The organism is Stenotrophomonas sp. 96582_Sma, from assembly GCF_056480905.1.
Genome location: NZ_CM151122.1, coordinates 4804047 through 4816139, shown reverse-complemented (window position 1 = coordinate 4816139; position 12093 = coordinate 4804047). Strand labels below are relative to the sequence as shown.

The 12093-nt window shown below is 68.1% G+C and carries 12 protein-coding genes; 9 read left to right on the top strand and 3 right to left on the bottom strand.

Annotated elements, in window-relative coordinates; translation table 11 throughout:
- The first annotated feature begins 123 nt into the window (after positions 1-123).
- The 4 genes from ACZK2R_RS22575 (at position 124) to ACZK2R_RS22560 (ending at position 2723) form a co-directional block, all read left to right on the top strand.
- Positions 124-372 carry a hypothetical protein gene (locus ACZK2R_RS22575; protein ID WP_006475755.1) on the top strand — a complete coding sequence of 83 codons (249 nt, stop codon included), beginning with the start codon at positions 124-126 and terminating at the stop codon, positions 370-372.
- A 122-nt stretch (positions 373-494) separates the two neighbouring features.
- The gene (locus tag ACZK2R_RS22570) at positions 495-1412 is read left to right on the top strand and encodes a bestrophin family protein (RefSeq protein ID WP_010482217.1); all 918 of its coding nucleotides are present in this window, start codon (positions 495-497) and stop codon (positions 1410-1412) included.
- A gap of 19 nt (positions 1413-1431) precedes the next feature.
- Positions 1432-2421: a porphobilinogen synthase gene (gene hemB / locus ACZK2R_RS22565; protein WP_032129123.1), complete on the top strand. Its 990-nt coding sequence runs from the start codon at positions 1432-1434 to the stop codon at positions 2419-2421.
- Positions 2422-2453: 32 nt separating this feature from the next.
- Complete coding sequence (locus ACZK2R_RS22560) at positions 2454-2723, top strand: SHOCT domain-containing protein (protein WP_180838704.1); 270 nt, start codon at positions 2454-2456, stop codon at positions 2721-2723.
- Between the two features lie 150 nt (positions 2724-2873).
- On the opposite strand, the gene ACZK2R_RS22555 is transcribed toward ACZK2R_RS22560, so the two are convergent.
- Complete coding sequence (locus ACZK2R_RS22555) at positions 2874-3746, bottom strand: TolB family protein (protein ID WP_180838705.1); 873 nt, start codon at positions 3744-3746, stop codon at positions 2874-2876.
- Between the two features lie 48 nt (positions 3747-3794).
- Between ACZK2R_RS22555 and aroE the strand changes: the two genes are divergently transcribed.
- The 3 genes from aroE (at position 3795) to dinG (ending at position 7267) form a co-directional block, all read left to right on the top strand.
- Entirely contained in the window at positions 3795-4640 is an 846-nt protein-coding gene (gene aroE / locus ACZK2R_RS22550; protein ID WP_180838706.1) for a shikimate dehydrogenase, read from the top strand.
- Positions 4641-4643: 3 nt separating this feature from the next.
- The gene (locus ACZK2R_RS22545) at positions 4644-4997 is read left to right on the top strand and encodes a hypothetical protein (protein ID WP_006400655.1); all 354 of its coding nucleotides are present in this window, start codon (positions 4644-4646) and stop codon (positions 4995-4997) included.
- 167 nt (positions 4998-5164) lie between these two features.
- On the top strand, positions 5165-7267 hold the full coding sequence (dinG, locus tag ACZK2R_RS22540; RefSeq protein WP_071228543.1) for an ATP-dependent DNA helicase DinG: 2103 nt from the start codon (positions 5165-5167) through the stop codon (positions 7265-7267).
- Between the two features lie 151 nt (positions 7268-7418).
- Here dinG and ACZK2R_RS22535 read toward each other — a convergent pair whose 3' ends face one another.
- Both ACZK2R_RS22535 and ilvD read right to left on the bottom strand, forming a co-directional pair.
- Positions 7419-8036, bottom strand: a complete 618-nt coding sequence (locus ACZK2R_RS22535; protein ID WP_125895411.1) for a hypothetical protein — start codon at positions 8034-8036, stop codon at positions 7419-7421.
- A gap of 138 nt (positions 8037-8174) precedes the next feature.
- The gene (gene ilvD / locus ACZK2R_RS22530; RefSeq protein ID WP_049424111.1) at positions 8175-10013 is read right to left on the bottom strand and encodes a dihydroxy-acid dehydratase; all 1839 of its coding nucleotides are present in this window, start codon (positions 10011-10013) and stop codon (positions 8175-8177) included.
- Between the two features lie 312 nt (positions 10014-10325).
- Here ilvD and ACZK2R_RS22525 point away from each other — a divergent pair, with 312 nt between their 5' ends.
- Together ACZK2R_RS22525 and ACZK2R_RS22520 are read left to right on the top strand one after the other, a co-directional pair.
- Positions 10326-10898 (top strand): DUF1190 domain-containing protein, encoded by a 573-nt coding sequence (locus ACZK2R_RS22525; protein ID WP_125895412.1) that lies wholly within the window; start codon positions 10326-10328, stop codon positions 10896-10898.
- A gap of 7 nt (positions 10899-10905) precedes the next feature.
- Positions 10906-12084 (top strand): glutathionylspermidine synthase family protein, encoded by a 1179-nt coding sequence (locus ACZK2R_RS22520; RefSeq protein ID WP_125895413.1) that lies wholly within the window; start codon positions 10906-10908, stop codon positions 12082-12084.
- The last annotated feature ends 9 nt before the right edge of the window (positions 12085-12093 follow it).

The window sequence follows — 12093 nt, the reverse complement described above, 5'->3', positions numbered from 1 at the left end:
CCCGGGCCAGGGCACGCACGGCAGCACGCTAGCACGGCGGGGGTGACAGCCCCGCCAATGGCAGTAGGCGGCGGCAGCGGGAACGTCTATGGTTGGGGCAGGAACCAACTGCGGGAGAGCGGCATGGGTGTGATCAGTCTGTTGTGGGGCGTACTGGCGCTGTTGTGGATGATCCTGGCGCTGATTCCACTGCTGGGCTGGGGCAACTGGTTCCTGATCCCGTTCGCTGCGGTGGGCGCGGTCATCGCCGCGCTCGGCATCCTGTTCACCCACCCGAGCAAGCGTGGCCGGGCCTGGGCCGGGCTGGTGCTGAACGGCATCGTGGTGGTGGTGGGCATCCTCCGCCTCGGCCTGGGTGGCGGCGTGATCTGAGCCCGCACCCGGGTGCGACAGGGCGTCGCAGGCGCACGGCCCATGGCCGGGCAGGGGCGTACAATGAATGGCTGCGCGAGCCCCCCGCGTGCCTGTGAATCCGCGCCCGGCGCGGCTGCCCCATGATCATCCGACCCCGTCCCCACGGCTGGCAACTGCTTTACATCCTGCGCGGTTCGATCGTCAAAGCGATCGCGCCCAAGGTGCTGGCCATCCTGATCCTGTCCATTGCCGTGGCTGCGGTGGTGGAACTGGCGCCGCCCACCGGCATCGAACGCGTTTCCGTCACGCCGTTCACCCTGCTCGGCCTGGTCCTGTCGATCTTCCTCAGCTTCCGCAACAGCGCCTGCTACGAGCGCTGGTGGGAAGGCCGCAAGCTGTGGGGCCAGCTGGTCTACGAATCGCGCTCGCTGGCCCGCCAGGTGAACCTGCTGCTGGCCGATGACACCGGCCGCCGCCGCCGCATCGCCTACCTCACCACCGCCTTCGCCCATGCACTGGCCGGTCGCCTGCGCGGGCGCATCGTGGCGCTGATGGCCCTGCCGTGGCTGGACAAGCGCCAGCGCGAACAACTCGGGCAGCGCGAGAACGTGCCCGACGCGCTGCTCTCGATGATCGCTGCGGAACTGGCGCAGGCCCTGCGTGCCGGTGACCTCGACCCGATCCTCTACACCCAGCTGGAAGAACGCCTGCACGCGATGTCGTCGATCCAGGCCGGCTGCGAGCGCATTCTCACCACACCGCTGCCGTTCGCCTACACCCTGCTGCTGCACCGCTGCGCGTGGATGTTCTGCGTGCTGCTGCCGTTCGGCCTGGCCAGTTCGCTGGGCTGGGGCACGCCGGTGCTGTCGGCGGTGCTGGCCTATGCCTTCTTCGGCCTGGACCAGCTGGGCGAAGAAATGGAAGACCCGTTCGGCCTGGAGCCGAATGACCTGCCGCTGGACGCGCTGGTGCGCACGATCGAGATCGACCAGCTCGACGCGCTCGGCGAACGCCCATTGCCCGAACCCCTGCTGCCGCAGGGCTACCTGTTGCAATAGCCACTCCTCGGAGCCTGCCATGTCCCACCCGCTTTACCGCCCGCGCCGCATGCGCCATGACGAGTTCTCGCGCCGCCTGATGCGCGAGAACACGCTGACCACCGACGACCTGATCTACCCGGTGTTCGTGCACGAACTGGCTGGCCGCACCGCGGTGCCGTCGATGCCGGGCGTGGAGCGGCTGTCGATCGAAGAACTGCTGAAGGTGGCCGAAGAGGCGCTGGAGCTGGGCATTCCGGTGATCGACCTGTTCCCGGTGATCGACCCGTCGCTGAAGTCGCTGGATGCATCGGCGGCGTGGGCCGAGGACGGCCTGGCGCAGCGTGCGATCCGCGCGCTGAAGTCGCGCTTCCCGGAACTGGGGGTGATGACCGACGTGGCGCTGGACCCGTACACCACCCACGGCCAGGACGGCATCATCGACGACAAGGGCTATGTGCTGAACGACATCACCGTCGAGGCGCTGGTCAAGCAGTCGGTATCGCACGCCGAGGCCGGTGTGGACATCGTCTCGCCGTCGGACATGATGGACGGCCGCATCGGCGCGATCCGTCGTGCGCTGGATGCCGACAACCACATCAACGTGCGCATCATGGCCTACTCGGCCAAGTACGCCTCGGCGTTCTACGGTCCGTTCCGTGATGCGGTGGGCAGCGCCGCCAGCCTCGGCAAGGCCGACAAGAAGACCTACCAGATGGACCCTGCCAACGGCGACGAGGCCCTGCGCGAGATCGCGCTGGACCTGGAAGAGGGCGCCGACATGGTGATGGTCAAGCCGGGCATGCCGTACCTGGACCTGGTGCGCCGGGTGAAGGAGAAATTCGGCGTGCCAACCTTCGCCTACCAGGTGAGTGGCGAGTACGCGATGATGAAGGCCGCCTTCGCCAACGGCTGGCTGGACGAGCGCGCCTGCGTGCTGGAGTCGCTGCTGGGCTTCAAGAGGGCCGGTGCCGATGGCGTGCTGACCTATTTCGCGCCGCAGGTGGCGCGATGGCTGCGCGAGCGCTGACAATAGCGCCACGATAGACGGAGGACTGCGCGATGGGACCCGAACTGGGGTGGATGCAATGGCTGATCTGGGGCACCGGTACGCTGGTGTTCGGCGCCATCATCGTCGGTGTCTTCATCGCCGCCTGGCGGGCCGGCAAGCGCCCGCCGGAGCAGCTCTCCGCCGCGCGCCACGTGGCCCGTGAGCAGGCCCTGCCGGACAGCGTGCAGGCCGAACTGGCCGCGCTGAACCAGCGCAAGGACAATGGCCAGCTGAGCGAGATCGAGTACGAGCAGCAGCGCGCCAAGGTGTTGTCGCGCTGACGGGTGGGTGCCAACCTTGGTTGGCACTTTCCCGCATGCCAACCAAGGTTGGCATCTACCAAACGGCCATCCACGCACGGCGTGGATCTACCGCACGCACCTGGCGCCTCCATCGCCCTGGTAGCCGCCAACCTTGGTTGGCGTTTGCCGTCACCGTGCGCCCGGCACGCACCCCGCAACCGCCACCACCTTCGGCACCGCCAACCGGTACACATCCACGCCACCGGCACGCGGTGCCTTCGCCGCACTGCTGGCGACCATCATCTCGCCCGGCTTGGCGTTGTCGATCACCGGCGCGCCGGTCCAGCCGCTGGCCTGGTTGAACGACAGCCCCAATGGCTGCAGCGCCGCACCGGTCCACGCACAGCCGCTGCTCCACACCTGCGTGGTCGTGCCGTTGCCGCGGCTGAACACCACGGCGCCGTCATGCCCCAGCCAGTCGCCGTCGGTCTCGTCGTCGGCACTGTTCAACGCGCTCAGTGCGCTGGCCGGGCCACGCAGTCCCTGCGCATCCAGCGTCGCCACGAACAGGTCCCAGCCGGCACCACGGCCCTGCTGGCGGGCAAACAACAGCTGCCTGCCATCCGCGCTCAGGGCCGGCCCGCGCTCTTCCCGGCGGCCCGCGTCGCCCGCCAGCAGCTGCGCGGTACCCAGTTGGCCATCGGTGGCGAGAGCGGCCCGATACAGCGCCAGCTTGCCCTCGCGGCCGGCCGCGAACAGCAGCCAGCGGCCGTCGCGGCTGAAGTAGGGATCATGGGCTTCACCGGCCACGCCTACCGGCAAGGCCTGCGCCTGCTGCCAGCGGCCGTCCACCACGCGCGCCTCCCACAGGCCCCAACCGGCCTCGCCACGGCGGGCGAAAACGATGCGCTGGCCATCGGCGCTGATCGTGGCGCGGCCCTCGTCGGCACGGGTCGAGACCACGCCCATGCCTTCGATGCCGTACTCGTTCAACGCCATCGCCACGGGGGCAGAGAGTAGACTGGCGGCAAGCACCAGCAGGGGCGGGGTGATGCGCATCATCCGGGTCCGTGCACGAAAGAGCATCAGTCTAGCCAGCTTGAGGATTCCATGACCGACCGTTACGCCGTCTTCGGACACCCCGTTGCCCACTCGAAGTCGCCGCAGATCCACGCGACGTTCGGTCGCCAGGAAGGCATCGCGGTGGATTACCGCGCGATCGACCTGGCCCCGGATGCGTTCCTGGCCGGCCTGGAGGCGTTCGCCTCAGAGGGCGGCGTCGGCGCCAACGTCACCTCGCCGCACAAGGAAGCCGCGTTCTCGGTGTGCACCACGCTGACTGCACGTGCGCGCCGCGCCGGTTCGGTCAACACGCTGCTGCGCAAGGGCGACCGCTGGCACGGTGACACCACCGACGGCATCGGCCTGGTGCGCGACCTGACCGACCGCCACGGCCTGGACCTGCGCGGCCGCCGCATGCTGCTGATCGGTGCCGGTGGCTCCGCGCGCAGCGTCGCCCCGGCCTTCCTCGATGCTGGAATCACCGAACTGGTGGTGGTCAACCGCACGCCGGAACGTGCCGATGAACTGATCGACGCCATGGGCGAGCCGGGCCGCGCGATCAGCCGCTACTGGGAAGACCTGCGCGAGCTGGGCGACTTCGAGCTGATCGTCAATGCCACCTCGGCCGGCCGCGACCGTGACGTCGAGTTCAAGCTGCCGCTGTCGCTGGTCAACTCGATGACCACCGCCGTCGACCTGAACTACGGCGAGGCCGCCATCGCCTTCCTGGCCTGGGCGCGCGCAGCGAACTGCCGCAATACCGTGGATGGCCTGGGCATGCTGGTCGAGCAGGCCGCCGAGAGCTTCCTGCAGTGGCACGGTGTGCGTCCGCAGACCGACGAGGTCTACCAGACGCTGCGGCAGGGCTCGGCCGTGCTGGCCGGCGAGGACTGATCGATGGACAACACGACCCTGATGGTGACGGTGCTGAGCATCGTGGGCGTGCGCCTGCCGGTGCTGATCGCACTGTGCGTGGGCCTGGTCTGGGTGGTCGGCGCACCGCGCGATGCCACCCGCACCGGCGCCCTGGTCGGCCTGGTGCTGTTGCTGCTGTCCAGCCTCGGCGGCATGGCCGCCGGCATCCTGCCGATGTGGTTGATCAACAGCGGCAACTTCGACGCCATCTCGGGCATGAGTGCCATCCTTGGCGTGCTGCACTTCGCGCTGGCGATGGTCGAGGCCATCGGCGTGGTGCTGCTGGTGTGGGCGCTGGTGCGCCTGCTGCGTACCCGCACGATCCCGGCATCCTGACCGGTAGCGCCGGGCCATGCCCGGCGTATCTGGCCCTTGGGCGGTCCGCCCATCGGACCGTGACCGCCGCCTGGCGTCGTCGCTGGCCCGTTCAGGGTGCCAGCGACGGTGAACGCGGCCGGCCATGCGACAATGACCGGCCTGATCCAGCCACGGTACTTCCCGGCGTGACCGAAACCGTCGCCGCTCCGCGCACGCTCGATGACACCTTGAAGGACGCGATCCGCAAGGCGTACACGACGCTGCAGGCCAATACCCCCGGCTTCTCCACCCGTCGCTCGCAGAGCCAGATGATCGGCGTGGTGTCGCGTGCGCTGTCGAAAAGCGGTGGCGTCGGCGTGGTCGAAGCGCCCACCGGCGTCGGCAAGAGCCTGGGCTACCTCACCGCAGGCGTGCCGATCGCGCTGGCCAGCAAGAAGAAGCTGGTGATCAGCACCGGCACCGTGGCGCTGCAGTCGCAGCTGGTCGAGCGCGATATCCCGAATTTCCTCAAGGCCACCGGCCTGGAAGCGACCGTGGCGCTGGCCAAGGGCCGTACCCGCTACCTGTGCACGCGCAACGCCGCCGAGGCGCAGGGCGAGGGCTCGCAGGGCGGCATGTTCGAGGATGACGCGCCGCTGTTCGACCGGCCGCTGGCGCCGATCGAGATGGACATCGCCAAGCGCCTGACCGATGCCTTCACCGGCGGCAGCTGGGATGGCGACATCGACAACGCGCCGGAGACCATCAGCCCCGGCCTGCGCAGCCGCATCACCACGCCGGCTTCGGGCTGTGCCGGGCGCCGCTGTGCCTATTCGGCGCAGTGCGCGGTGCTGCGTTCGCGCAATACGGTGCGCGACGCACAGATCGTGGTCACCAACCACGCGCTGCTGCTGTCGGCGCTGTCGATCGGTGACAGCGACAACGGCCAGCCGTTGATCGCCCCGCCGTCGGACATGCTGCTGGTGTTGGACGAAGGCCATCACATCGGCAACGTGGCGATCGACCAGGGCGCGGCCAGCCTGGCGCTGGACGAGATGGCCAAGCGCACCGGCCGCCTGCAGATCCTGATCGCCGGCGCCTACCGCGCGGTCGACAAGGATCGGTTGGGCAACCTGTTGCCGAACGAGGCGATCGAGGTGGCCAGCAACGTGGCCAAGCAGCTGCGCGCGTTCCGCGACCACGTCGAGCGGGTGTGGATGCCGGCACCGGCCGACGAGGAACCGATGTGGCGCGCCGCCAATGGTCGTCTGCCCGAGGCCTGGCGCGAGCCGATCGAAGCGCTGGCCGACGACACCCGCAGCCTCTACAACTGGGCGCATGCCGCCACCGCGCAGGTGGCCAAGGGCAAGCCGGACGATGCCGCGCGCGAGCGCCTGCAGCGCAACCTGGGCATGGCGCTGGAAATGATCGAGCAGCAGTACAACCTGTGGCAGGCCTGGCGCCGCGAGGACAAGGACGGCGCGCCGCCGATGGCGCGCTGGGTCACCGCCACCCGCGACGGCGACCTGGTGCTGCATGGCTCGCCGGTGTCGGCCGCGCACGTGCTGCGCAAGCTGCTGTGGGATGAAGTGGACTCGGTGGTGATGACCTCGGCGACGCTGACCGGCGGTGGCGACTTCCAGTCGCTGGCGATCGACAACGGCATTCCGGAAGAGGCCGAGATGGTCTCGCTATCGTCGCCGTTCGACCTGCCCAACCAGGCCGAGCTGATCGTGCCGAAGTTCCCGGTCACCCCGGACGACCGCGAAGGGCACCCGCGCGAAGTGGCGCGCTACCTGGACACCGAACTGGACTGGGCCAAGGGCTCGATGGTGCTGTTCACCTCGCGCTGGAAGATGGAGAAGGTAGCCGGGCTGATGTCGGCCGCGCGCCGAAAGCAGGTGCTGGTGCAGGGCGAGATGTCCAAGACCCGGCTGATCGACGAGCATCTGCGGCGCGTGGCGGCAGGCGAAGGCTCGGTGCTGTTCGGGCTGAATTCGTTCGGCGAAGGCCTCGACCTGCCCGGTGAGGCCTGCACCACGGTGGTGATCACCCAGGTGCCGTTCGCGGTGCCGACCGATCCGCAGACCGCCACGCTCAGTGAGTGGTTCGAGGGGCGTGGCCTCAATGCCTTCAACCTGATCGCCATTCCGCACGCGCTGCGCACGCTGACCCAGTTCGCCGGCCGCCTGATCCGCACCTCCACCGACACCGGCCGCGTGGTCATTCTTGATTCGCGACTGCTGACCCGCCGCTACGGCAAGCGCATCATCGACGCGCTGCCACCGTTCAAGCGCGTGATCGGCTGACCGGTAGCAAAAAGGGGACGGAGGGAATTAAGTCGTTTATGGCAAAAACGACTTAATTCCCTCCGTCCCCATTTTTGCGAGCACTGTACAGATGCCGGCCAGGGGCCGGCACTACCGCACGGGCTGACGATCGGACAGCGGCGCTTGGTGGTTACCGGGTGCCTGTTTCAGGCGTCCGGCAGCCTGGCCCATAGGCCTCCATGTAGGGTTTGCCGAAGCAGCGCAGTAGCCCATCAAGCACATCCAGGTTGGGCGGCCACGGCATCTGCACCTGCTGCCCGCCTTCGGTGGTGAACTGGTAGCGACCGTCCTTGATGTTCTCCGCCATCGCGGTGGGCGTCGGTATCGCGACCAGCCTCGCACGAGCCTTCTCCAGGGCGCTGCGGTCCTGGCGCAGGAACGCGACCATGCCGTCCACGTAGGCATTCCAGTAACCCGGGTCGCCCGCGTTCACGGGTTTGTGGCTGCGTTCCATCAGCGTGATCGCCTGCGCGGTCTGCCCCAGCTCCGCGCGCAGCTGGCCCTCGTGCCAGGTGATGATGACGTTGCCTTCTGCCTTGGGCAGAGCGCCGTAGGCGGACAGCAGGTCGGCCGCTTCGCGGGTACAGCCACGGTCGGCCAGCGGGCGCCAGCCACCTGCCAGGTCCTGATCGAATCGGCCAGGTTCCATCGCCAGCATCGCGGCACGGTCGTAGCTGCAGTCCGGGGCTTTGGGCGGTTCGGCTGACGTGCCCATGGCAGTGGCCAGCGCAAAGGAAAGCAACATCATCTCAACCTCCGTGTTGGTGACTTCCTGGACCACCATAACGGATCAGGAGGGGTAGCGCCGGCCGCTGGCCGGCAACCTCATTGATTTGCAGACGCATTGTGCAGATGCCGGCCAGCGGCCGGCACTACCGCACGGGGATCAATCGCCGAGCAGCGCGGTGTTGCGTACGGCGCCCTTGTCGGCACTGGTGGCCAGCAGCGCGTAAGCCTTCAGCGCGCTGGTGACCTTGCGCGGGCGCGGTGCGCGCGGCTTCCAGCCGCGGGCATCGGCGTCGGCGCGGCGCTGGGCCAGCGTGGCCTCATCCAGCAGCAGATCGATGCGGCGCGCCGGGATGTCGATGCGGATGCGGTCGCCGTTTTCCACCAGGCCGATGACACCGCCACTGGCGGCTTCCGGCGAGACATGGCCGATCGACAGGCCCGAGGTTCCGCCGGAAAAGCGGCCATCGGTGAGCAGCGCACATTGCTTGCCCAGCCCCTTCGATTTCAGATAGCTGGTCGGGTACAGCATCTCCTGCATGCCGGGGCCGCCCTTCGGGCCTTCGTAGCGGATGACCACCACCTCGCCCGGCTGCACCTCGTCAGCGAGGATGCCGGCGACGGCGGCGTCCTGGCTTTCGTAGACGCGCGCGGGGCCTTCGAACACATGGATCGACTCGTCCACGCCGGCGGTCTTCACCACGCAGCCATCGATGGCCAGGTTGCCGCGCAGCACGGCCAGCCCGCCTTCCAGCGAATACGCGTGCTGCAGCGAACGGATGCAGCCCTCGGCGCGGTCCACATCCAGCGTCGGCCAGCGCGTGGCCTGGCTGAAGGCTTCCTGGGTGGGGATGCCGGCCGGGCCAGCCTTGAAGAAGGTATGCAGGGTGTCGTTGTCACTGCGCACCACGTCCCAGCGTTCCAGTGCTTCGGCCAGGCTGGCGCTGTGCACGGTCGGCACCGTGGTTTCGAGCAGGCCGGCGCGGTCCAGTTCACCGAGGATGCCGAACACGCCGCCGGCGCGGTGCACGTCCTCGATGTGGTACTTCGGCGTGTTCGGCGCCACCTTGCACAGCTGCGGTACGCGCCGCGACAGCGCGTCGATGTGGGTCAGGTCGAAGTCGACCTCCGCTTCCTGCGCGGCAGCCAGCAGATGCAGGATGGTGTTGGTGGAACCGCCCATGGCGATGTCCAGGGTCATCGCGTTGGCGAACGCGGCCTGGGTGGCGATGCCGCGCGGCAGCGCGCTCGGGTCTTCGCCGCCATACCAGCGGTGGCAGAGTTCGACGATCAGGCGGCCGGCGCGGCGGAACAGCGCCTCGCGGTCGGCATGGGTGGCCAGCGTGGTGCCATTGCCCGGCAGCGACAGGCCCAGCGCTTCGGTCAGGCAGTTCATCGAGTTGGCGGTGAACATGCCCGAGCAGGAGCCGCAGGTGGGGCAGGCGCTGCGCTCGAACGCGGCGACCTTCTCGTCGGAGGCGCTGTCATCGGCGGCCACCACCATCGCATCGACCAGGTCCAGCTTGTGCTCGGACAGCTTGGTCTTGCCCGCTTCCATCGGCCCGCCGGAGACGAACACCACCGGGATGTTGAGGCGCAGCGCGGCCATCAGCATGCCGGGGGTGATCTTGTCGCAGTTGCTGATGCACACCAGCGCGTCGGCGCAGTGCGCGTTGACCATGTACTCCACGGCATCGGCGATGATCTCGCGGCTGGGCAGCGAATACAGCATGCCGTCGTGGCCCATCGCGATGCCGTCGTCCACGGCGATGGTGTTGAATTCCTTGGCGACGCCGCCGACCTGTTCGATCTCGCGCGCGACCAGCTGGCCGAGGTCCTTCAGGTGCACGTGGCCGGGCACGAACTGGGTGAAGGAGTTGGCGATGGCGATGATCGGCTTGTGGAAGTCGCCGTCCTTCATGCCGGTGGCACGCCACAGGGCGCGGGCGCCGGCCATGTTGCGGCCGGCGGTGGAGGTGCGGGAGCGGTATTCAGGCATGGCTGGCGGAACGGGCGGGCCGTACAACGTGGGGGTCGCCCGATCATGGCCAATTTTTTCGGTTGCTGCTGCAACCACCCGTTTTCGGTAGATGCCGACCTTGGTCGGCGCCGTGCCGTGTGTGCCAACCAAGATTGGCACCTGCCAGAGCGGTGCGCCGCCCGGGGTCGGATCCCATCGCGGCGCGATGGGCTCTGACCCCAATGCCCGACGAAAATGAAAGTCCGTTCATCTTTCGGACTTTGCCGATTCCGGTTGCTGGTCCGGATTTGGCATCATTGGGGCATTGATCCGTCGACAGGGCATGAGGCCATGAAACGTTCCCGCACCACCGCGCTGCTGCTGATGAGCGCTGCGCCGCTGCTGTTCACCGCCTGCCAGAAGGAGCCGGAGGTGAAGGTGCAGGAAGGCCTGTACACCTCGGTGGAGGCCTGCACCGAGGCCACCGGCGATCCCTCGTCGTGCCGCAATGCCTTCGCCGAAGCGCAGAAGCAGGCCGCCGATGCGGCGCCGAAGTACGCCAGCAAGGAAGCCTGCGAGAAGGACTACAAGCCGGAACAGTGCGTGCAGCAGCACACCTCGGCGGGTACCTCGTTCATCGGCCCGATGATGATGGGCTTCTTCATGTCGCAGATGCTGAGCAACCGCGGCGGCCTCGCGCCGCAGGCGCCGGCGGCGGCGCCGGCCTACCAGGACAAGAGCGCTGGATGGGCGCGTCCGGCACCGGGCGGTACCGGTGGCCTGAACACCGCCAGCGGCATCGGCGCGGGCAAGGCCGGCCTGGCCCCGGTCACCAGCGAGCCGAACCGTGCGGTCACCGCCAGCCGTGGTGGCTTCGGCAACACCAGCGCACGCCGCAGCACCAGCGGCAGCTACGGCGGCTGATCGACCCATGCAGCGCATCCGGATTGCCGAGCGTGCCCAGTGGCGGGCACGTGCGGATGAAGCGGGTTTCCGCTTCCACACCATCGACGGCCAGCCGTATTGGGATGAAAGCGCGTACTACGCCTTCACCCTGCGCCAGATCGAACAGGACATCGAAGACCCCAGCGCCGAGCTGCACCAGATGGCGCTGGACCTGGTCGGTGATGTCATCGGCAGCGAACGATTGATGGACCAGCTGGCGATTCCGTCGCATTACCGCGACTGGATCGCCAACAGCTGGCGCCAGCGCCAGCCGCATCTGTACGGTCGCCTGGACCTGGCCTACGACGGTACCGGCCCGGCCAAGCTGTACGAACTGAACTACGACACGCCGACCTCGCTGTTCGAGGCCAGCTTCTTCCAGTGGCAGTGGCTGGAAGACCAGCGCAACGCCGGTCGCCTGCCGCAGCATGCCGACCAGTTCAACGCGATCCACGAAGCGCTGGTCGAACGTTTCGGCGAACTGGCCACGCAGTTGCCGCCACCGCTGTATTTCAGCGCCGTGGGCAGTTCGGAAGAAGACCGCGGCACCGTCGACTACCTGCGCGACTGTGCGTCGCAGGCCGGCCTGCATGGCCAGGCCATCGCCATCGAGGATATTGGCCTGTCCGAGGACGGCCGCTTCACCGCGCTGGACGATTCGGTGATCGGCACGCTGTTCAAGCTGTACCCGCTGGAAGACCTGATGGCGGAAGAGTTCGGCCGCGCGCTGCCCGGTTCGGGCGTGCAGCTGCTGGAGCCGGCGTGGAAGGCGGTGCTGAGCAACAAGGGCATCCTGCCGCTGCTGTGGCAGCGCAACGTGGGCCATCCGAACCTGCTGGAAGCGCATTTCGATGACGGCAGCACGCTGGCCTCGGGCTGGGTGCGCAAGCCGCTGTTCTCGCGCGAAGGCGCGAACATCGAGATGCACCTGGCCGATGGCAGCACCCAGCGCAGCGACGGTCCCTACGACGGCCCGGCGATCATCCAGCGTGCGCACCCGCTTACCCGCTTCGAGGGCGGCTATCCGCTGATCGGAAGCTGGGTGGTGGGCGACCACGCCTGCGGCATCGGTATCCGCGAGGACGACAGCGCGATCACCCGCGACAGCGCGCGCTTCGTGCCGCACGCGATCGTTGATGAGGCGCCGACGCGGATCTACGTCTGATGACGGTGT

Coding starts and splice junctions, on each gene's coding strand:
- ACZK2R_RS22575 (WP_006475755.1), top strand. CDS start 124: ATGGGTGTGATCAGTCTGTTGTGGGGCGTACTGGCGCTGTTGTGGATG.
- ACZK2R_RS22570 (WP_010482217.1), top strand. CDS start 495: ATGATCATCCGACCCCGTCCCCACGGCTGGCAACTGCTTTACATCCTG.
- hemB (WP_032129123.1), top strand. CDS start 1,432: ATGTCCCACCCGCTTTACCGCCCGCGCCGCATGCGCCATGACGAGTTC.
- ACZK2R_RS22560 (WP_180838704.1), top strand. CDS start 2,454: ATGGGACCCGAACTGGGGTGGATGCAATGGCTGATCTGGGGCACCGGT.
- ACZK2R_RS22555 (WP_180838705.1), bottom strand. CDS start 3,746: ATGATGCGCATCACCCCGCCCCTGCTGGTGCTTGCCGCCAGTCTACTC.
- aroE (WP_180838706.1), top strand. CDS start 3,795: ATGACCGACCGTTACGCCGTCTTCGGACACCCCGTTGCCCACTCGAAG.
- ACZK2R_RS22545 (WP_006400655.1), top strand. CDS start 4,644: ATGGACAACACGACCCTGATGGTGACGGTGCTGAGCATCGTGGGCGTG.
- ACZK2R_RS22535 (WP_125895411.1), bottom strand. CDS start 8,036: ATGATGTTGCTTTCCTTTGCGCTGGCCACTGCCATGGGCACGTCAGCC.
- ilvD (WP_049424111.1), bottom strand. CDS start 10,013: ATGCCTGAATACCGCTCCCGCACCTCCACCGCCGGCCGCAACATGGCC.
- ACZK2R_RS22525 (WP_125895412.1), top strand. CDS start 10,326: ATGAAACGTTCCCGCACCACCGCGCTGCTGCTGATGAGCGCTGCGCCG.
- ACZK2R_RS22520 (WP_125895413.1), top strand. CDS start 10,906: ATGCAGCGCATCCGGATTGCCGAGCGTGCCCAGTGGCGGGCACGTGCG.